Below are 20,466 nucleotides of genomic sequence, written 5' to 3' on the forward strand. Positions count from 1 at the left end.
CCGGCACCATTTTTAATTTTAGGCCCTATACGCCGAAGCCGTTTGTCGCATCAGTCACATTCGCCGCGTTATCGGCCATCGCAGTTATCGGAGATTCGTCGTTTCAGCATTGTGCGAATGTCAGCTTCCGACCGAAGCGTCGGCTTTCGCATGACAGGCAGTGCTCTCCCTCACCGACGATATGCTCTCCGGTGTTCCCACGCCAACCAACGGCACGTATGCAGCAACAGGCGTACCTTTCAGGACAGCGGCGCCACACTCATGCGCCGAAAAGCAGACAGGCTTATACTCGATTTCAATCAACCGGACTCCGGGTATGCCAAACCGCTCCGCTCATTCTGGGCCGAATCAGACTGAACTACCGCTCCCTGCACCGAGCTTCGCGTCAGTGCCCATGGCGGCGCTGATTGCGGTTCTCGCATGGTTGGCCTTTGTCGCGCAGAGCGACATTACGATTGGCAGAATGCTGGTGCGCGGTCTGAGCGTGATAGACGGTATCGAGCGGCTCAGCAGCTACCTGACGAACCTCACGATGCTCGCCGTCGCGATCAGTTTTTCTTGCGTGGCCATGCGAGTGCGCTTCGCACCCGCGCGCTTTTTCCGCAAGTCGACGGTGCTCACCGCGGTCGTCGTCTATGTCGTGTTCGTCGGCGTCGCCTATAACACCCTGCTGCGCCATCTATGGACGCCGTCGGGCTACCGCGCACTGCTGAACGAATTAATGCATACGGTCATACCGCTGCTGTGCGCGCTGTACTGGCTGCTGTTTGTCCCCCGCTTTCATCTCCTGTTGCGCGATTCCCTCTTCTGGCTGGTCTATCCGCTTTGCTATCTCTTAATCACATTTTGGCGCGGTAGCGAAACCGATTTTTATCCTTATCCGTTCATTGATGTAGGCGCACTCGGTTACGAGCGCGTGCTTATCAATAGCCTGTCACTGCTGTTCGGATTTTTCCTTTTGATGGCTGTCTTTATAGCGATCAACCATCGTCGCCCACGCCCGACGCCTGCGGCCGATCCTTTCCAACAGCCCGACGGCAACGTATCGAGCACCCTTCGCTGAACTCGTGACCAACGGGTGGCACGGGCAGCCACCGAGCTCCGACCGAGAGCGTAATCACACGACGGGGCGATTTCGGCGCACCGTTGGAGGGACCCTCGTGCGCCCCGTTCATCAAGATCAAAGACAGGTTTTCCTACACCGCGCGCGCCTGGTCGAATGTTGACTTCCGCACGGTGGAACGAAACTTTTCTCCGGTTTTTGGCGGCCCGAGGTTTTCCGGAAAACGTCTCGAGCCATAAACACGCACCCTCGCAATCGCAAAACTTGAAATCGACGACTACGCCCGCTATACCTCTCAAGACGTCCGTCGTAGATCGGTAAAAAATTAGCGTTGCTGCGGCGCTATCGACGTTTCCCGATGGCTGTGAAGCCCCGAATGGACTACGAACAAGGTGTGAATCCCAAGATCAATAAGGAAAAACATGTACCAGCAGATCTACAACCCGTTGGGCAATGCATTCCTTTCCACGATCGTTGCCGCGATCCCGATTCTGACGCTGCTTTATTTCATTGCCTTGCACCGCCACCGCGATGCGCAGGGCAATGTGCATTTGGGCATCTCGGCGCCCTACGCGGCTTTTTTCGGTGTCATCGCCGCCTTCATTATCTCGTGTCTGGTTTTCAGGATGCCGGTGGCGACGGCCGTCTCGGCCTTTGCGCTCGGCTCCCTTTCCGGATTTCTGGGGATTATCTGGATCGTGTTGGCCGCAATGTTCCTATACACGATGAGCGTCGTGAGTGGAAAGTTCGAGATCGTCAAGGAGTCGATCGTCCACATCTCATTCGACCGGCGGTTGCAGTGCGTATTGATCGCCTTCTCATTCGGCGCAATCATCGAAGGCACCTCGGGATTCGGGACACCCGTCGCGATCGCAGGGGCTGTGATGGTGGGCCTCGGCTTCAGGCCATTTCAGTCAGCGGTGCTGAATCTGCTCGCCAATACTGCGCCCGTCGCCTGGGGCGCGATCGGCACGCCGATCGTTACACTCGCGGCCGTGAGCGAACTCGATCAGCTCACGCTTTCCACGATGGCAGGCCACCAGTTGCCGTTCATATCGGTTCTCGTGCCCTTCTGGCTGGTCGCGACCTTCGTGAAGATGGAAGGGGGATCATGGAAGGAAATCTTCGAAGTCTGGCCGGCGATGCTGTGCGCGGGTGGGTCGTTTGCGCTCATGCAGTTCTACGCTTCCGGGAGCAGCTCACTCCACCTGATGACCGACGTGGTATCGGGCGTCTTTTCGGTGGTCTGCACGGCGCTGTTCCTGCGCTTCGTCTGGCACCCGAAGACACGCTTCCTGCTTCGCTCCGAACGTGAGGCACTCGCGCGAGCGGGCAAGAGCACGGCAACACCGACGACAGAAAGCACCGAGTGGAAGTACAAGTACTCGGCCGCCGAAACCGCCTATGCGTGGATGCCGTGGGTGATTCTGATCGTCTGTTGTGCACTGTGGGGCGTACCGGAGTTCAAGAAGTTCCTTAACAACCTGTTTGCCGGAATCACATTTTCCACGACGATGTTCGGCTCGCCGTTCAAGGGTTCGCTTTCGCTGCCTGTCTGGGACATGCCTGCGCTGCATAACCTCGTGCAACGGATGCCGCCCGTCGTACCCATCGACGCGAAAGCGGAGGCGGCCCGATTCACGATCAACTGGTTGTCAGCCGCGGGCACAGGCGTTTTTATCGCAGCGGTGCTTTCCGGTCTCGTACTCAAGCTGAGCGCAACGCAATGGAAGGACGCCTTCATGCAGACCCTGCGCAGGATGAAGATTCCGGTGCTGGTCATTGCCCAGGTGCTGGGCTTGGGGTTCCTGACGCGCTACTCAGGCACCGACGCAGTCCTCGGTCTTGCATTCACGGGGGCCGGCGTTCTCTATCCGTTCTTCGCGGCGTTCCTGGGTTGGCTCGGAGTCTTCCTGACGGGTTCCGACACGGCATCAAACGCCCTCTTCGGCAGCCTGCAGCGCATCACCGCGCAGCAACTCAACCTGAACCCCATCCTGATCGTCGCGACAAACTCGACGGGCGGCGTAATGGGCAAGATGATCGATGCCCAATCCATCATGGTCGCGTGCGCCGCCTGCTACGACGATCCGAAGGAGCGGTCATTCGCGCTTGGACCGATTTTCCGGACTGTGTTCTTTCACTCGATCGCTGGCGCGGCGCTGATCGGTGTGATCGCCATGCTGCAGGCGTATGTCTTCCCGTGGATGATTCCGATACCACCCGCCGGTTAATAAATGCACTGAGCCAGGGTCTTTGCTGCAGTGCACGCTCGGGTTTGCCCGGTTGTCGCGGACGGATGCGAAGCATAGCCTTCGTAATGCTTTGGTAAGAATCTATTCGCAGCTTGCCAGGTAAGCCAGCCTTACCCGCGATCTGCGCAAACCGCACAGGTATCACGGCTGCGCTCCACAGCTCGGTGCCGGGATGCTTGCCCGCCGTCATAGGGGTCGTGTCAAACGACGCTCTGAATGACGACTGAAGTGACTACCTTGAGCTCAAATGGCTTCGCACAAACCGCTTTATAAGTCACTTTATTTTCAGGTGATCGTCGCGATCGTCATCGGTATTGCGTTGGGATTTTTCGCCCCGCACGCCGGCGAGGCGATGAAGCCGCTCGGCGACGCATTCATCAAACTGATCAAGATGATCATCGCCCCCATCATCTTCTGCACCGTGGTCGTCGGCGTCGCCGGCATGGAAGACATGAAGAAGGTGGGCAAGACCGGGGGATTGGCTTTGCTCTACTTTGAGATCGTCAGCGGTATCGCGCTGGTGGTCGGATTGGTGATCGTCAACGTGATACAGCCCGGCGCCGGCATGAACGTGGACCCGACGACGCTGGACGCGAAGGCAGTGGCTACGGTCACCAGCGGGCGGAAGATTGAGAGCACGACCGAATTCCTGATGAACATTATCCCCTCGACCGTGGTCGACGCGTTCGCCAAGGGCGAGATCCTTCAGGTTCTGTTGTTCGCGCTCCTGTTCGGCTTCGCGCTGCACGCGTTCGGCGGTAGAGGCACACTGATATTCGACTTTGTCGAGAAGATCTCCCATGTGTTCTTCCGCATCGTCGGCATCATCATGAAAGTGGCGCCGATCGGCGCCTTTGGCGCGATGGCCTTTACCATCGGCAAATACGGCATCGGCAGCATACTCTCGCTTGGGATGCTGATGCTCACGTTCTATGCGACCTGCCTGTTCTTCATCTTCGTTGTGCTGGGACTGATTGCCCGGTTCCATGGTTTCAGCGTGTGGAAGTTGATCAAGTACCTCAAGGAAGAACTGTTTATCGTTCTTGGCACCTCCTCATCGGAAGCAGCGCTGCCTCGCGTCATGGTGAAGCTGGAGAATCTTGGTGCGAAGAAATCGGTGGTTGGACTCGTCATTCCTACCGGATACTCTTTCAATCTCGATGGCACGTCGATCTACCTCACACTGGCTGCCGTCTTTATCGCCCAGGCGACAAATACGCCGCTGGACCTCACGCATCAGCTCACGTTGCTAGCCGTATTACTGCTGACCTCCAAAGGCGCTGCTGGTGTTACGGGCAGCGGGTTCATCGTGCTTGCGGCAACGCTGTCTGCGGTCGGACATGTACCCGTTGCAGGTCTTGCGCTTATCCTTGGTGTCGACCGCTTCATGTCCGAAGCGCGTGCGTTGACGAATTTCATCGGCAATGCTGTGGCCACATTGGTGGTCGCCAGGTGGACCGGCGAACTGGACAAACCCAGAATGCGTCGGGTTCTGGATAGCGAGACTCAGGAGGAGGCGGACCAGCCGGAAATGGTGTTTGACCGTACGGACGAAAGGATGCCCCTCGCTACGGCGGGACCGCGATCGCATGACGTATAGGGTCTTTCGACGTGTCGATCACGCGTTGCCTTGTGTCGCTGTAGCGAAAGAACGGACCGGTGATCGCCCATACAATCACAAGGGCGACGCCCACCACAAAGGTGGTGGGCTACCGGTCATCTACTCGCGGCCAGGATGCTTGGCGAGCGTCCTGGCTCGATTCAACTGACCGGCCTCGATAGGATCAACGGGCTTCCCGCGCGATGAAGCGATCGACACTATGCACCCTTGTCATTGCTGCTCAAGCTCCTCCCTCCTCCTGAGTATCGGGCTGGATACGTCGTCATAGCAAACCGTCACCCTATCGAGCGCGGCGAGAAAATCCCTGGCATCAAAAATTTCTCCAAGACTTGAGACACCCCCTCGCGACCTAGCCTTGCCGTTCAGCAGCCGTTGGGTCGCCTCCAATGGCGGCGTTGCTGAGGGCCAAATGAAGACGCCGTCAGAGCGTGAACCCTGACGGCGCCTTGCGACTACCTACTCACTCAGGCCAGATCGAACCGATCCAGGTTCATCACCTTGACCCAGGCTGCGACAAAGTCACGAACGAACTTCTCCTGCGCGTCCTCGCTTGCATAGACTTCGCACAGGGCCCGGAGCTGCGCATGCGAACCGAAGCTCAGATCGACGCGGGTGCCGGTCCACTTTTTCTCGCCCGTCTTGCGATCACGTCCCTCGAACAGCTCCCGTGCCGATGAAACCGCCTGCCATTCCGTACCCATGTCGAGGATGTTGCGGAAGAAGTCGTTGGTAAGCGTTTCCGGCCGGTTGGTGAAGACGCCGCGCGCATTCTTCCCGGTATGCACGTTCAGGGCGCGCAAGCCGCCGACGAGCACCGTCATCTCGGGGGCGGTCAGCGTCAGCAACTGCGCCTTGTCTATCAGCAAAGCCTCGGCCGGAACGCGGAACGTGCCCTTCAGGAAGTTGCGGAAGCCGTCGGCGAGCGGTTCGAGCATCGCGACGGATTCCACGTCGGTCTGGTCCTGCGAGGCGTCCATGCGGCCCGGCGAGAAAGGCACCGTCACCTTGCTGCCAGCCCTCTGCGCCGCCTGCTCGATGGCCGCACCGCCGGCCAGCACGATCAGATCGGCGAGCGAGATCTTCTTGGCGCCCGACTGTGCGCCGTCGAATTCGCCCTGGATCCCTTCAAGGACCTTCAGCACCTTCGCGAGCTGCTCGGGCTCGTTGGCCGCCCAGTCCTTCTGCGGCGCGAGGCGAATGCGCGCGCCGTTGGCGCCGCCGCGCTTGTCCGAGCCGCGGAAGGTGGAGGCCGACGCCCAGGCAGTCGATACCAGCTCGGAGATCGACAGCCCCGACGCCAGGATCTTTTGCTTGAGCGAGGCGATGTCGTTGTCATCGACCAGGAGATGATCGAGCGCGGGAATCGGGTCCTGCCAGAGCAGCTCCTCGGTGGGCACTTCCGGGCCGAGATAGCGCGGGCGCGGTCCCATATCGCGGTGCGTCAGCTTGAACCAGGCGCGGGCGAAGGCGTCGGCGAACTCGTCGGGCTTCTCCCAGAAGCGCCGCGCGATCTTCTCGTAGGCCGGATCAAGGCGAAGCGAAATGTCGGTGGTGAGCATCGTCGGCCGCAGCTTCTTCGAGGGATCGTGAGCATGCGGGATCGTTTCAGCGGAATCCTTGGCGACCCATTGATTGGCGCCAGCGGGGCTCTTCGTCAGTTCCCATTCGTGGCCGAACAGATTCTCGAAGAAGCCCATGCCCCACTTCGTCGGCGTTGTGCTCCAGGTGACCTCCAGGCCGCTCGTGATCGTGTCGGCGCCCACGCCGGTGCCGAAGCTGCTTTTCCAGCCGAGGCCCATGTTCTCGAGATCGGCGTCCTCGGGTTCGGGGCCAACGTTGTCGGACGGACCGGCGCCATGCGTCTTGCCGAACGTGTGGCCGCCAGCAATCAGCGCGACGGTTTCCTCGTCGTTCATGGCCATGCGCGCGAAGGTCTCGCGGATATCATGGGCCGCTGCGACCGGGTCCGGATTGCCTTCCGGGCCCTCCGGGTTGACATAGATGAGCCCCATCTGCACGGCGCCTAGGGGCGTTTCGAGGTTGCGCCCGCTCTCGGTGCGGCTTTCCTCTTCACCGTGCAACTCTTCGTCGGCCACGATCACGCCCTGGTCATCCTCGTTGCCGGCCTCGCCCTTGGCGGCGGCGCCCTTGCCATAGCGGACATCCCCGCCGAGCCACGCCTTTTCGTTGCCCCAATAGACGTCCAGATCCGGCTCCCACGTGTCCTCGCGGCCGGCGCCGAAGCCGAAAGTCTTGAAGCCCATGGTTTCGAGCGCGACGTTTCCGCTGAGGATCAACAGGTCGGCCCAGGAAATCTTCTGACCATACTTTTGCTTGATCGGCCAGAGCAGGCGCCGGGCCTTGTCGAGGCTCACGTTGTCCGGCCAACTGTTGAGTGGCGCGAAACGCTGCTGGCCGCGTCCGCCGCCACCGCGGCCGTCGGCGATGCGGTACGTGCCGGCACTGTGCCAGGCCATGCGGATGAACAGCGGTCCATAGTGGCCAAAGTCCGCAGGCCACCATTCCTGCGACTTGGTCATCAGCTCCCCGAGGTCCTGCTTCAATGCAGCAAAGTCGAGGCTTTCGAACGCCTCGGCGTAGTTGAAGCCCTGGTCCATCGGATTGGACTTGCCGGAGTGCTGGCTGAGCAGATCCAGCCGCAGTTGCTTCGGCCACCAATCGCGATTCGTCGTACCGCCACCGGCGGTATGGCTGAACGGGCACTTTGCATCGTTTGACATGCCTTGTCTCCTAGAGAATACGTATTCACGCGCCAGCAATTACTGGCGCATCGACGATCTCACGCCCTCGTGTCTGGCGGCGCGCTCATTTGTCAAGCATCCCTCACGGCTACGCGATTGTCCTGGTTCGATAAGCAATCCAACTTGAATCGGACGAGCATCGCACGCGTCGGCGTTCATACCTCCAACTAACTAAATATATGCGCGAGAGACAAGCAACAGAATTAGTTTCGTGCAATGCCGTCGATAGGTCAGTGCTATTGCGCGGCCGTCGCCCGTACGCGACTGGATAGCAAAAAACTATCCGCATCATCAATGGAAGCGATTGGCGCTGACCACGCGCGCGACGCGCAGGTGCGGGATACCGGGTCCCAACGCACCTCGACGAAATGCGCGCCGAACGACATGAACGACAGCTTGCCACCGGCGCGCCGTACACCGCGCCTCACAAGCGAGGCGCGGTGAGCGCTACACGAGTTCTATTCTCCCGTGGAAGCACAAGCGGCGGCGCGCTCGGCCTCGAGTTCCTGCAACTGTCGCCACAGGATCTTGCCCGTGGCCGACTTCGGCAGAGAAGGCACGAACTCGACGATGCGCGGTGCCTTGTACGAAGCCATCACCTCGTGTGACCAGTCGAGTATCTCCTGCGCGGTGACGCTACCCGCCTGCGACGGCTGGAGCACGACGAGCGCCTTGACGGATTCGCCACGACGCGGATCGGGCGTGCCGACCACGCAGACCTCCAGGATCGCGGGGTGCCGGTACATCAGCGCCTCGACCTCGGCCGGCCACACCTTGTAACCCGAGGCGTTGATCATGCGCTTGAGCCGGTCGATCATGAAGAAATAACCGTCTTCGTCGATGCGCGCGAGATCACCTGTGCGCAGGAAGGGCTTGCCGTCGAGCTCGATGAAAGCCTCCCGGGTCGCCTGCGGATTGCGCCAGTAGCCGCGCATGATCTGCGGTCCGTTCACGACGATCTCGCCAGTCTCGCCCTGCGCGAGTTCAACGAGCGAAACGGGATCGATGATTCGCGCATCGACGTCATAGACCGGAATGCCGAGACATTGCGCCTTCGGCCGATGGGTCGGGTTGATATGGGTCGCGGCGATCGTTTCCGACATGCCGTATCCCTCGACGAACTCGAGTCCCGTGAGATTCCTGAGTTTAGCGACAATCGCATCGGGCATCGCGGCCCCCCCGCCGCGCACGCCACTCAGTGTGGACAGGTCGTATTCGTCGAGCCGCGGATTCGAGAGGAAATCGACCATCATGGTCGAGATGCATTGCCAGGCGGTGATCCCATAGTGGCCGATACTGCGCGCGGCCTCATCGCGGTCCCAGCGCGGCATCACGACGATCGTCGAGCCCACGTAGAGCGGTCCGTTCATGCCGCCCTGCATGCCCGTGACATGGAAGAGCGGCAGCACGGACAGATGCACACCCTGCTGCGAATTGCAGAACCAGTTGACGCCGTGGACGAGCGTCGCCATCACGCTCCGATGCGTGTGCATGCATCCCTTCGGTTTGCCCGTCGTGCCCGACGTATAGGGCATCACGCAGAGATCGTCGGGACCGGCGGTCGAAGGTCCGGGCACGCGCCGCAGCGCAAGCATATCGGTCCAGAGTGTGACGCCGGGACCTGCGATCGACTCACGCGGGGCCGACACGAACGGCGGCGGCGGAGTGCCGACGGGCTGTTTCAGATAGTCACTATAGGCCGCCACCAGCACGCGGCGAATGCCCTGCTCCGGCCCCTCGCCGACCAGCGGCGCAATCCGCGCATAGAGGTCCTGCGGCACGATCACCACCTCGGCCTGGCTGTCGTCGACGAAATGACGCAGTTCGTCCGTCAGGTTCATCGGGTTCACGGGCACCACGACCGCGTTCGCCCGGAGGATGCCGTAGTACGCAAGGATCCACTGAGGGCTGTTCTGCATGTAGAGCAGTACGCGGTCACCCGCCTTGACGCCGCAGTCCTGTTGAAGAAAACCCGCGATGCGTTCCGACTCGTCCTTGAACTCGCCGTACGTGAGCGCCGTGTCGTAGAAAATGATGAAGGGCTTGTCGGGAAAACGCGTAGCCGATACTTCGACGTTGTACGACAGGCTGGTGTTCGGCAATGGCAGGCTGAGCGACTGTCCTGGCGGCCAGTGCTTATGGTGAAGGGATGACATGTCGTCTCCAGACTGTGCGCGTTGCGCTGACGCCTTGCTTTGGCTTCGGGTTTGCTTTGATATGGCGTTGCCGCGCGCCTCGCTTTGGGCCGTGGTCGTCTTCCCTGCTCGTCTTACTTCCCGCTTCATATTTCCTGCTTCACGTTCCCTCTTTTCGAATTTCCCGCCGCTATTCCTGCTCGAGATACCGGCCGAGCTCCATCTTTGCGATCGCGTTGCGGTGGACTTCATCGGGGCCGTCGGCGAAGCGCAGCGTCCGCGCGTTCGCATAGGCGCGCGCCAGGCCGAAGTCCTCGCTGACGCCGCCGCCCCCGTGTACCTGCATCGCCCAGTCGATGACCTGGCAGGCCATGTTCGGCGCGACGACTTTGATCATCGCGATCTCCTGGCGTGCATCCTTGTTGCCGACCGTGTCCATCTTGTGCGCGGCGTTGAGCACGAGAAACCGTGCCTGGTCGATCATGATGCGCGCATTGGCGATGCGTTCGCGCGTCACGCCCTGCTCAGCGAGCCTGCGGCCGAATGCGACGCGCTTCAGCGAACGTCGGCACATCGCTTCGAGCGCGCGCTCGGCGACTCCGATCAGGCGCATGCAGTGGTGAATGCGCCCCGGCCCGAGCCGGCCCTGTGCGATCTCGAAACCGCGGCCTTCGCCGAGCAGGATATTTGAAACCGGCACGCGCACGTTCTCGAACAGCACCTCGGCGTGGCCGTGCGGCGCATCGTCATAACCGAACACGGGCAGATGGCGCACCACCTTGACACCGGGCGTGTCCATCGGCACCAGGATCATCGACTGCTGCTGGTGACGGTTCGCGTGGCCGGGATCGGTCTTGCCCATGAAGATCAGGATCTTGCAGCGCGGATCATTGGCGCCCGAGGTCCACCACTTGTGCCCGTTGATCACATACTCGTCGCCATCGCGCTCGATGCGCGACTGGATATTGGTCGCATCGGACGAAGCGACCTCGGGCTCGGTCATGGCGAAGCCCGAACGGATCTTGCCTTCGAGCAGCGGTACGAGCCACTGCTTCTGCTGCTCGGGCGTCGCATAGCGCACGAGCGTTTCCATATTGCCGGTGTCCGGCGCCGAGCAATTGAACGGTTCGGCGCCGAGCGGCGAGCGGCCCATGATCTCGCAGAGGGGCGCGTATTCGAGATTGGTCAGGCCCGCGCCATATTGCGACTCAGGCAGGAACAGATTCCAGAGCCCGGCCGCACGCGCACGCTCCTTGAGGGTCTCCATCACGGGTGCGGGCTGCCATGCATTGCCCGCCTTGCGCGCGGCGTCCATCTGCTGCGCGAACACGTCCTCTGCCGGGTACACGTACTCGTCCATGAAAGCGGCGACGCGTTGCTGCAGATTCTTGACCTTGTCTGAATGGTGGAAATCCATGAAGCAAGTCCTTGTCGGGAGAGCGGGATGCCGTGAGCAAAACGCGACATCAAGCGCGCATGGCATCCACCTGTTGCGCAAGCTTCCACGCATGCTCGGCAAGTGGACGCGTGCGTTTGCCGGCCTCGAGGGCACCCGCGCTCGACGCATTGCCCTGCAATGCGCGTGCGGTGATGCCCTGGAGAATACCCACAAGCCGGAACATATTGAATACCAGGTAGTAACCCCAATCGACCTCGGAGACCTCGGCAAACTGCCCCCGTCCCGTGCGCCGCAGATACGTCCGCAGGTAGTCGGCCTCGCTCGGGATGCCGAGCGCGGCGAGATCGGCACCCGCAAGGCCGCGCGCCTCGCCCTCGATCATGCGCCAGGTCATGCAGTGGTAGGCGAAGTCCACGAGCGGATGGCCGATGGTCGACAATTCCCAATCGAGCACGGCCAGGATGCGCGGTTCGTCGGGATGAAGGATTACGTTGTCGAGCCGGTAGTCGCCGTGCACGATGCGGCTTTCGTCGTTCGCGGGAAGATGACGCGGCAGCCAATCGATCAGCTGATCGGCCGCTTCGATACGTTCGGTTTCGGCAGCGCGATATTGCGTGGTCCAGCGTGCGACCTGGCGCTCGATATAGTTGCCGGGACGACCGTAGTCGGCGAGGCCGATCGAGGCGGGATCGATCATGTGCATCGCGGCGATCACGCGGTTCATCTCGTCATAGATCGCGCCTCGCTGCGCGGGGGCCATGCCGGGCAGCGCCGGCTCCCAGAGCACGCGTCCTTCGATGTACTCCATGATGTAGAACGCCGTGCCGATGACCTCGGGTGCCTCGCACAACGCGTATGCACGCGGCACGGGCACCTCGGTGCCGGCGAGCGCGCTGATCACGCGGAACTCGCGCTCGACGGCATGCGCCGAGGGCAGCAGCACACCGGAGGGCTTGCGGCGCAGCACGTAGCGCTGCCCACCGGCCTGGAGCCGGAACGTCGGGTTCGATTGGCCACCCTTGAACTGCTCGACCTCGAGCGGTCCCCTGAACCCTTCGACATGCTCGCGCATATAGTCTGCAAGCCGGCCGACATCGAACGAATAGGTCGGTGCGACAGGTCGCGTGCCCGAAAAATCCGCACTTCCGGAAGCATTCATCAGTGTCTCCGAGAACTGTATGACGTGCCCGCCGTGCTGTGGAGCGCTGCAGGCATGCCGGCCTCGATTCCCGTTTATTGGGAACGAGCCCTGCGCAAGCCGGTCGCTTTGCATTTCTTCTACGGACTTTACAAGGCCTTCTTTCGCTCAGGAAGGGTTGAGCGTGCATCAAGCCCCGATGATCGCACCGCCTGCGAGACCGGAATCAGTCGATTGATTCGGTGCCATCGAACAAGCCGATGCGTGCGTCGAATTCCTTTTGCTGGCGCTGGAACGCTTCATCGAGATGGGCCTGCAGTGCACGTTCGGCCGCGTCCGGATCGTGCGATGCCAGCGCATCGAGCACGTTCTGATGCTGGCTCAGGGTCATCTCGCCGACAACCGGATCCCGTACGGTGATATGACGCACGCGATCGATCGGGGCGCGTACCAGATCGATCAGTTGCGAGACCTTGGGCAGATGCGCGGCGCGGCTGACAGTCGAATGGAAGGCGTTGTCGTGAATGATCGCGGCCACCGCATCGCCGCGCGTGATCGCGCGGCGATGCGCGTCCTGAATCGTGCGAAGCTGCTCGATCTCGTTGAAGCTGATGATTTCCGCGGCGCGCCGGATGCTTGCGGTCTCGAGCACCCGCCGGATCAGCGCGCTTTCCATGAACTGTTCGCGTCTGACCGGAGCCACGAAGGTCCCGGACTGCGCGGCGATCAGCACAAGTTCCTCGCGTGCGAGCTGAAGCAAGGCCTCGCGCACGGGCGTGCGCGAAATGCCGAGCGTCTCGGCGAGCGCACGCTCGAAGATCACATCCATCGGATGCAATTGCATCGTGACGATGGCATCGCGCACCACGCGGTAGATCTGAGCGGACAAAGGCTTGGACCGGTCCAGCACATAGCCGGGCGGCAGCACGCGGGCACCAAATTCCTGCGGATCGTTGCGGTCAGATTTCATGTCGTCCGGGTCTCCGGCGGTGCCGCATGAGCGCACACCGGCCAATGGGTCTCCTGCCTCGAAGTCCTACTAGTATAGTAGGCTCAGCCGATCGCCCGGACTGGCACCCTGCGGCCCGGGTTCTATCGAACCGTATGCCTGACCAGGCTGCGCTTTTCAATCTCCGCCCAGTCCCACTCGATGCCGAGCCCGGCCTGCGTCGGCGCCTGCGCATGGCCGTCGCGAATCACCATGGTCTGCGTGGTCACTTCGTCGAGTTGCGGAATATGTTCGACCCATGCCGAGTTCGGCACCGCGCAGCACAAGCTCACGTGGAGTTCCATGAGGAAGTGCGGACTGACCGCCACGTTCATGCACTCGGCCATGTGCGCGACCTTCAGCCACGGCGTGATGCCGCCAATGCGCCCCACGTCGACCTGCACGATCGAACAGGCGTCGAGCCGCAGGTAGTCGCCGAACTGGCCCGGGCTGTACAACGACTCCCCGACGGCGATCGGAATGCGGCTGCGCGCATTGAGCCGCGCATGGCCGGCGACATCGTCGGCAGGCATCGGCTCCTCGAGCCACGCGAGCCCGATTTCCGCAAGGGCATCGGCGCGACGCAACGCCTCACTGATCGTGAACGCCTGGTTCGCATCGACCATCAGCTCGAATTCGGAGCCGACCGCCTCGCGTACCGCGCTCAGGCGCGCCACGTCTTCGGCCCCGCGCGGCTTGCCGACCTTGAGCTTCGCGCCGAGAAAGCCCTGCTCCTTCGCGGCGACGGTCTGCTTCACGAGCGTATCGACCGGCAATTGCAGCCAGCCGCCTTCGGTCGTATAGCAGGGCACCTGCGATTTCGCGCCACCGAGCAGACGCCACAAGGGCAAGTCGGCCTGGCGGGCGCGCCAATCCCACAGCGCGGTGTCGATCGCCGCCAGCGCGATGCTGGTAATGGCGCCGACCGCGGTCGCATGAGTATGAAACAGCATCGCGCGCCAGTGCGCCTCGACCTCGACCGGGCTCTTGCCGATCAGCATCGGCGCCAGATGATCCTTCAACAAGGCCATGACCGACGACCCGCCTGTGCCGATCGTGTAGCTGTAGCCGATGCCTTCACTGCCATCGTCGCAGACGATGCGCACCACCGGAGTTTCCTGCGTGACAAAAGACTGAATGGCGTCCTGGCGCGTCGTTTTCGGCGCAAGGTCGACCTGCATCAGTTCGATACGTTCGATGATCGGCATAGTGGGATCTGTGTAGGTGCCTGGATAGTTCGCTATCCATGAATCTGTGTCAGGTTCGGGTACGGGTACGGAACCGCGGGTTCGGGGCCGCCGCGAGGCGGCCCGTCGTGGTACGGCATGGCCTCGCGCGGCCTTCTGCTTCAGCCCTTCACACCACCGAGCGTCAGACCCGCGATCAGGTGCTTCTGGACGATGAAGGTCAGGATCAGTGCGGGAACGATGATGATCACGGCCATCGCACACATGCCGGCCCAGTCGATCGTGAACTGCGCGGTGAAGTCCATCAGCCCGACCGGCAGCGTCTTCGTGTCGGTGCTGCGCGTCAGTTGCGAGGCCAGTGCGAATTCATTCCACGCGGTCAGGAAGGCGAAGATGCCCGCCGATGCAACGCCCGATTTGGCGAGCGGAAACTCGACTTGCCAGAACGCCTGCCAGCGCGTGCAGCCATCGATCTCGGCCGCCTCGGCGAGTTCTTTCGGAATCTGCCGGAAAAAGCCATCGATCAGCCAGACCGAGAACGGCACGTTCATCGCGACATACACGAGGATGGTGCCAAACTTCGTATCGATGAGGCCGAGCCACGACCAGATGATGAACACCGGCAGCGACAACGCGATGCCCGGCACCGCACGCGACAGCATCAACCCGACGAACAGGGTGTTCTTGTAGCGGAACTTGTAGCGCGCGAAGGCATAGCCGCCCGCAAGGCCGATCAGGATCGCGATCACCGTGCTCGACACCGAGATGATCAGGGAGTTGGTGAAGTACTGGCGCACCGGAATGGCCGCGACATCGCCGTAGCCGAAGATATTGCGGAAATTGTCGAGCGTGTACGTCGATGCCGCGAAGATGTTGTCGCGCGCGAGGATCGAGACATTCGAGCGGAACGCGTTGAGCACGACCCAAAGGCCCGGCAACAGGATCACGCAAAGCGAGACGAAGACGCCGAAGCGCACCGCCCAGCGCATGAACAAGGCATGAGGAAACCACGGTTTGCGATAGTCGACGGGCGCATCGCGTTCGGCGAGGCGGTCCGCCTTGATCTGCGTGTGCAGCGAAGCGGCGCCGGACACGGTCTGTTCGGTTCGGTTTGAAATCGGCTCGGTCATATCAGGCATCCGCCTCGTTCAGGAACTGCCGCGCGGCGTTGAGCTTGCGGAAAAAATAAAGCGTGAAGGCGATCGACAGCAGCACCGCGATATACGACATCGCATTTGCATAGCCCATGCGCGCGTCCTCGTAGCCCGCGCGCGCGGCAAGCGTCCAGATCAGTTCGGTGCGGCCCGCCGGACCGCCGTCGGTCATGATCTTGACGATATCGAATGCACGCCCGACGTCGAGTGAGCGAATCGTCATCGCGATATAGACGAAGGGCATCAGGAACGGCAGCGTCACGTGGCGGAAAGCCTGCCACGATGTGCAGCCGTCCACCCGTGCCGCTTCGAGCGGATCCTGCGGCATGGCCATGAGGCCCGCGAGCAGCAGGATCGCGAAAATCGAAGTCGAATTCCAGATCTCGGCAACCGCGAGCGAGAAGAACGCGAGCTTGCCGTCGACGAGCCAGGGAATCGCCTGGGTCACGCCGAAGCCATGCTGGAGAATGTGGTTCACGATGCCGATGTTGTCGTTGAACATGAACTTGAACTGAAAGCCCACGAGCATCGGCGAGAACATCATCGGGAACATCACGATCGTACGGATCGCACGTTGCCCGAGCGTGATCTGGTGCACGAGCAAGGCGATGCCCAGACCGAGCAGCATCTCGAGGTTCAGCACGACAGTCAGGAAAGCAATCGTGCGACCGAGCGCAATCCAGAATTCCGTCGAGGCGAACAGGCGGAGGTAATTCTTGAAGCCGATCACGTCGAGGATCGAATCGGGGCGCGTGAGCCGGTAGCTCGTAAAGCTCGTATACAGCGAAAACAGCAAGGGGACCGCAACCACGATCAGTATCACGACAAACGACGGCAGCAACAGGCGGGCGGCCGGCGATATCCTTTGCGACAGGCTCATTGATTCGTTCTCGAACAGTACGGCTCAGGCAAGAAAAGCGGGAGGAAGCCAGCCGCGACGGCCGGCTTCATCCCCAGGCTCACAATCTATTACTTGTAGTAGCCGGCATCGTCCATCATCGCTTGGACCGACTTGGCGGCGTCGTCAAGGGCTTGCTGCGAGCTCTTGTCGCCGACGATCGCCTTTTGCAGTTGCGGCCAGATCAGGTTCGACGCTTCGATCCATTCGGGGATCAACGGCGGCGTGAACGATTCGTCACGCATCGCGCTCGAGAACGTCTGGAAGACGTCGGCCATATACGTGTCGTTCTTCGCCTTGAACTCGGCCAGCGCAGCCTGCTGCGCATCGAGACGCGACGGGATCAGACCGCGGCGCGCTTCGAGCATCTGCGCGTCGTGGCTCGTCAGGAACTCGATGAAGTCCGCGGCGGCCTTCGGGTTGTCGCATAGCGTCGTGATCGAGAACGAATGCGAACCCGACCAGCCCGTGCGGACCCCCGCCGAACCCTTCGGTGCCGGCGCGATGCCCACCTGACCCGCGATCTTGCTGCTCTTCGGGTCATTAAAGTAGCTCGCCCAGCCGCTCCAGTCGAGGTCGAACGCGACCGAGCCGCTCGCGAAACCGTTGCCCAGATCGTCCCACACATAGTTCGGCGAGCCCTTGGGCACCGCACCGGACTTGTAGAGGTCGACAAACCAGTTCAGCGCCTTCACGCCGGCCGGCGAATTGAAGGTCGGCTTCCACTGCTTGTCGAACAGCTGGCCGCCGTTCGCACGAAGCATTTCATAGAAGCGCCCCGAGATCGCCTCGTCCTTGCCCGCGAACTGCGTGCCGTAGAACTGCGGCGGCTTCGCGAAGAACTTGGCTTGCTGCGACGCTTCATCCCATGTCGTCGGCGGCGCGAGATCCTTGCCGAACTTCGTCTTGTAGGCGGCCTTGATCGCCGGGTCGTTGTAGGTCTTCTTGTTGTAGTAGAGCTCGCTGATGTCCGAATGGCGCGGGATCTGCAGCAGCTTCCCGCCGACGGTCGACTGTTCGATCACGCGCGGCGCGAAGTTCGCGATGTAGTCAGCCGGGATCACGCCCTTGAGGTCGCGGAACAAGCCCGGGTACTGCGGCGCGAAGCTGGTGTGGTTCGAGCCGACGCAGTAGTCGATCTTCCGCGCGGCGATGTCCTGCTTGTATTCGCGATCGAGATCGAAGTAGTTCTTGCGCGAGATGATGTCGACCTTCGCGCCCGTCTTCTTTTCCCATTCGGGAATCAGGGTGTACAGCGGCTCATACTGGGCCCCACCGATCAGCTTGACGCGCAGCGTATAGCCGTCGTAGGCGCCGGCGAGCGCGGGCGTCGCGGGCGCAAGCAACACGCCGACGAGTGTCGACGTGAGCAGCAAGGAGGGAATGAAGCGTGCTTTCATGTGGTCGTCTCCATTAGGTACTTCGTTGATTTTTGTAGGTGATGAAACGTTCGGCTCGCGGCCGTGCGGATGCAGGGTGCCGCGCCGTGGATACTCAATGCAGCGATTGCCCGGGCGCTGGTGTCGGCGTCGGCAGGCGGATTTCAGTCTCGCGATCGAACAGGTACAGGCGTCCCGGCTGCGGCGCGAGCCGCACGACCGAACCCGGTTTCGCGTCGAAGCGGTCACGCAGCGTCGCGCTGATCTCGGTTTTACCGAGCGTCATCACGAGATGCGTGTCGGCCCCCGTCGGCTCGGTCACACGAACCTTCGTCAGCAGGCCGACGTCGTCCGTGGCGACGCTCAGATGCTCGGGACGCACGCCGAGCCACACCGTCTGCCCGCTCTTGCCAACCGGCTGACGGGCGGCCACCCAGCGCTGCCCGTCTTCGAGATCGACGAGCGTCTGGCCGTTTTCATGGCGCAGCACACCGGGCAGGAAGTTCATCGACGGCGAGCCGATAAAGCCTGCGACGAACTTGTTGACAGGATTGTCGTAGAGCTCGAGCGGCGTGCCGACCTGTTCGATCAGGCCGTCATGCAGCACGACGATGCGGTCGGCCATCGTCATCGCTTCGATCTGGTCGTGCGTCACGTAGACCGAGGTCGTGCGCAATTCCTGATGCAGTGCCTTGATATCGGTACGCATCTTCACGCGCAGCTTCGCATCGAGATTCGACAGCGGTTCGTCGAACAGGAAGACCTTCGGGTCGCGCACGATTGCACGCCCCATCGCGACGCGCTGCCGCTGACCGCCGGACAATGCACGCGGAAAGCGGTCGATCAGCGCGCCGAGTCCGAGCATCTGCGCCGCGTTCTGCACGCGACGTCCGATCTCCTCTTCGGCCTTCTTCTTCAGACGCAGCGCAAAGCTCATATTGCCGCCGACCGACATATGCGGATAAAGCGCGTAGTTCTGGAACACCATCGCGATATCCCGATCGCGCGGCGGCAGCTTGTTGACGACGCGATCGCCGATGCGGACCTCGCCGCCGCTGATTTCCTCGAGCCCTGCGAGCATGCGCAGGAGCGTCGACTTGCCACAGCCCGAAGGACCCACGAGCACGACGAACTCGCCGTCCTCGATCTTGAGGTCCACGCCGTGGATGATGTGGGTGTCCCCGTAATGTTTCTTGACCTGCGTAAGCGTGACCGAAGCCATTGAATATCCCTGTGAACCAACCGGCACGCAGCAACGATGCTGGACGGGCCGTACCCAATACAGAATTTGCGATTACTTGTTAAAACCCTCGAAGCGAGCGATATACTTGAACAAAGGTTCAATGGTCAGGCCATTGGGCAAACGATAGGTTTTGACAGCAAGGGTTGTCAAGCAATTTGGAACCGGGTTTACCTTGATATCGGCGGTGCTGCGTTGCAATGTATCGGGCACTAAACAACGGCATTTTCAGGGCTCATGGTGAGCGTGCGCGAATGCCGTTAGCTCGTGGGCTAAAGCAGATCTGCGAGCGAGCTCCAACCGTGCGCACGGACCGGGGAACGACTATGACGCCGCGCATCAACCCAATCGCATTCCGAGAGAGAGATAACGAGATGGTGCAAGCGCTTCCGCAGATCGAATCGCGCAGGCTGTATCGACAAATTGCCGAGCTGATTGGGCGGTATATCGACAGCGGCCACTTTCCGCCGGGCACGCTGCTGCCGGCCGAGCGCGAGCTCGCGCAGCAGCTCGGCGTGAGCCGCGCCTCCGTGCGCGAGGCATTGATCGCGCTCGAGGTCGAAGGCCGCGTGACGGTCAGGGTCGGCAACGGCGTGACGGTGCTCGATACGCCGCGCGCGTCTGCCAGCAGCCCGGACGTGGGAACCGGTGCGCCGAGCTACTGGCACGATGTCGGACCACTCGAGCAGATCGAGGCGCGCATCCTCGTCGAATCCGAGAACGCCGCGCTGGCAGCGCGCCACGCGACGTCGGCCGACATCGAGGAACTCGAGGCGCATCTCGCCTCGCTATCGGTCGAGCATCGTCAGTTGCATCACGATCAGCCGGCTGATCGGCGCTTCCATATGAAGATTGCCGAGATGAGTGGCAACCAGGCGATGGTTCATCTGGTCGCCGCCCTGCTCGACCAGCGCAACAGTCCCGTGTTCGCGCGCTTCGAAGATCATTTCGTGACGCCGCGACTGTTCGAGGATGCGAACCAGAATCACAAGCGCATTCTCGATGCGATCAAGGCGGGCGATAGTACGGCGGCACGCGCGGCGATGCGGCGTCACCTGCGGGCGTTGCGTCAGGAGTTTTCTCGCGCATTGTCGAGCGCGGGGGATGAGGTCGCGGAAGCGCAGCCCACGACGTCGGGCGAGATCGAAACTTGATCGTTGAGGTGAGCCATACATCTTGGGGCGATACTCGTTTCCCAGCCAGGCTGGCTCGGCCAAGCCCAGCAATGGGAACATGAAATATAATAA

General features: G+C 61.6%; 15 protein-coding genes. 4 read left to right on the top strand and 11 right to left on the bottom strand.

Annotated elements, in window-relative coordinates; all coding sequences use genetic code 11:
• The first annotated feature begins 316 nt into the window (after positions 1-316).
• From HV670_RS12470 to HV670_RS12480, 3 genes are all read left to right on the top strand, one after another.
• Positions 317-1,063 carry a Pr6Pr family membrane protein gene (locus HV670_RS12470; RefSeq protein ID WP_175105092.1) on the top strand — a complete coding sequence of 249 codons (747 nt, stop codon included), beginning with the start codon at positions 317-319 and terminating at the stop codon, positions 1,061-1,063.
• 422 nt (positions 1,064-1,485) lie between these two features.
• Entirely contained in the window at positions 1,486-3,297 is a 1,812-nt protein-coding gene (locus HV670_RS12475) for an L-lactate permease (protein WP_175105093.1), read from the top strand.
• Between the two features lie 268 nt (positions 3,298-3,565).
• Entirely contained in the window at positions 3,566-4,918 is a 1,353-nt protein-coding gene (locus tag HV670_RS12480; RefSeq protein WP_175105094.1) for a dicarboxylate/amino acid:cation symporter, read from the top strand.
• Here the strand turns inward: HV670_RS12480 and HV670_RS12485 are convergent.
• From HV670_RS12485 to HV670_RS12535, 11 genes are all read right to left on the bottom strand, one after another.
• The gene (locus HV670_RS12485) at positions 4,887-5,015 is read right to left on the bottom strand and encodes a low affinity iron permease family protein (RefSeq protein WP_175105095.1); all 129 of its coding nucleotides are present in this window, start codon (positions 5,013-5,015) and stop codon (positions 4,887-4,889) included. The two genes, HV670_RS12480 and HV670_RS12485, sit on opposite strands and share 32 nt — an antisense overlap.
• 388 nt (positions 5,016-5,403) lie before the next feature.
• Entirely contained in the window at positions 5,404-7,680 is a 2,277-nt protein-coding gene (gene katG, locus HV670_RS12490) for a catalase/peroxidase HPI (protein WP_175105096.1), read from the bottom strand.
• Positions 7,681-8,159: 479 nt separating this feature from the next.
• On the bottom strand, positions 8,160-9,857 hold the full coding sequence (locus HV670_RS12495; RefSeq protein WP_175105097.1) for a long-chain fatty acid--CoA ligase: 1,698 nt from the start codon (positions 9,855-9,857) through the stop codon (positions 8,160-8,162).
• 169 nt (positions 9,858-10,026) lie between these two features.
• The gene (locus HV670_RS12500) at positions 10,027-11,253 is read right to left on the bottom strand and encodes an acyl-CoA dehydrogenase family protein (protein WP_175105098.1); all 1,227 of its coding nucleotides are present in this window, start codon (positions 11,251-11,253) and stop codon (positions 10,027-10,029) included.
• A 49-nt stretch (positions 11,254-11,302) separates the two neighbouring features.
• Positions 11,303-12,394, bottom strand: coding sequence for a phosphotransferase (locus HV670_RS12505; protein WP_175105099.1), 1,092 nt, complete (start codon positions 12,392-12,394; stop codon positions 11,303-11,305).
• Positions 12,395-12,599: 205 nt separating this feature from the next.
• Positions 12,600-13,343 carry a GntR family transcriptional regulator gene (locus tag HV670_RS12510; RefSeq protein WP_175105100.1) on the bottom strand — a complete coding sequence of 248 codons (744 nt, stop codon included), beginning with the start codon at positions 13,341-13,343 and terminating at the stop codon, positions 12,600-12,602.
• A gap of 122 nt (positions 13,344-13,465) precedes the next feature.
• Complete coding sequence (locus HV670_RS12515; protein WP_175105101.1) at positions 13,466-14,569, bottom strand: mandelate racemase/muconate lactonizing enzyme family protein; 1,104 nt, start codon at positions 14,567-14,569, stop codon at positions 13,466-13,468.
• A 140-nt stretch (positions 14,570-14,709) separates the two neighbouring features.
• Positions 14,710-15,537 (bottom strand): ABC transporter permease subunit, encoded by an 828-nt coding sequence (locus HV670_RS12520; protein WP_175105134.1) that lies wholly within the window; start codon positions 15,535-15,537, stop codon positions 14,710-14,712.
• A gap of 142 nt (positions 15,538-15,679) precedes the next feature.
• On the bottom strand, positions 15,680-16,582 hold the full coding sequence (locus HV670_RS12525; RefSeq protein WP_175105102.1) for a carbohydrate ABC transporter permease: 903 nt from the start codon (positions 16,580-16,582) through the stop codon (positions 15,680-15,682).
• A gap of 89 nt (positions 16,583-16,671) precedes the next feature.
• Entirely contained in the window at positions 16,672-18,000 is a 1,329-nt protein-coding gene (locus HV670_RS12530; protein ID WP_175105103.1) for an ABC transporter substrate-binding protein, read from the bottom strand.
• Between the two features lie 94 nt (positions 18,001-18,094).
• Positions 18,095-19,201, bottom strand: coding sequence for an ABC transporter ATP-binding protein (locus HV670_RS12535; protein WP_175105104.1), 1,107 nt, complete (start codon positions 19,199-19,201; stop codon positions 18,095-18,097).
• Positions 19,202-19,593: 392 nt separating this feature from the next.
• On the opposite strand from HV670_RS12535, the gene HV670_RS12540 reads away from it, so the two are divergent.
• Positions 19,594-20,373: a FadR/GntR family transcriptional regulator gene (locus tag HV670_RS12540; protein ID WP_175105105.1), complete on the top strand. Its 780-nt coding sequence runs from the start codon at positions 19,594-19,596 to the stop codon at positions 20,371-20,373.
• The last annotated feature ends 93 nt before the right edge of the window (positions 20,374-20,466 follow it).

The organism is Pararobbsia alpina (assembly GCF_902859895.1).
Classification (GTDB): domain Bacteria; phylum Pseudomonadota; class Gammaproteobacteria; order Burkholderiales; family Burkholderiaceae; genus Pararobbsia; species Pararobbsia alpina.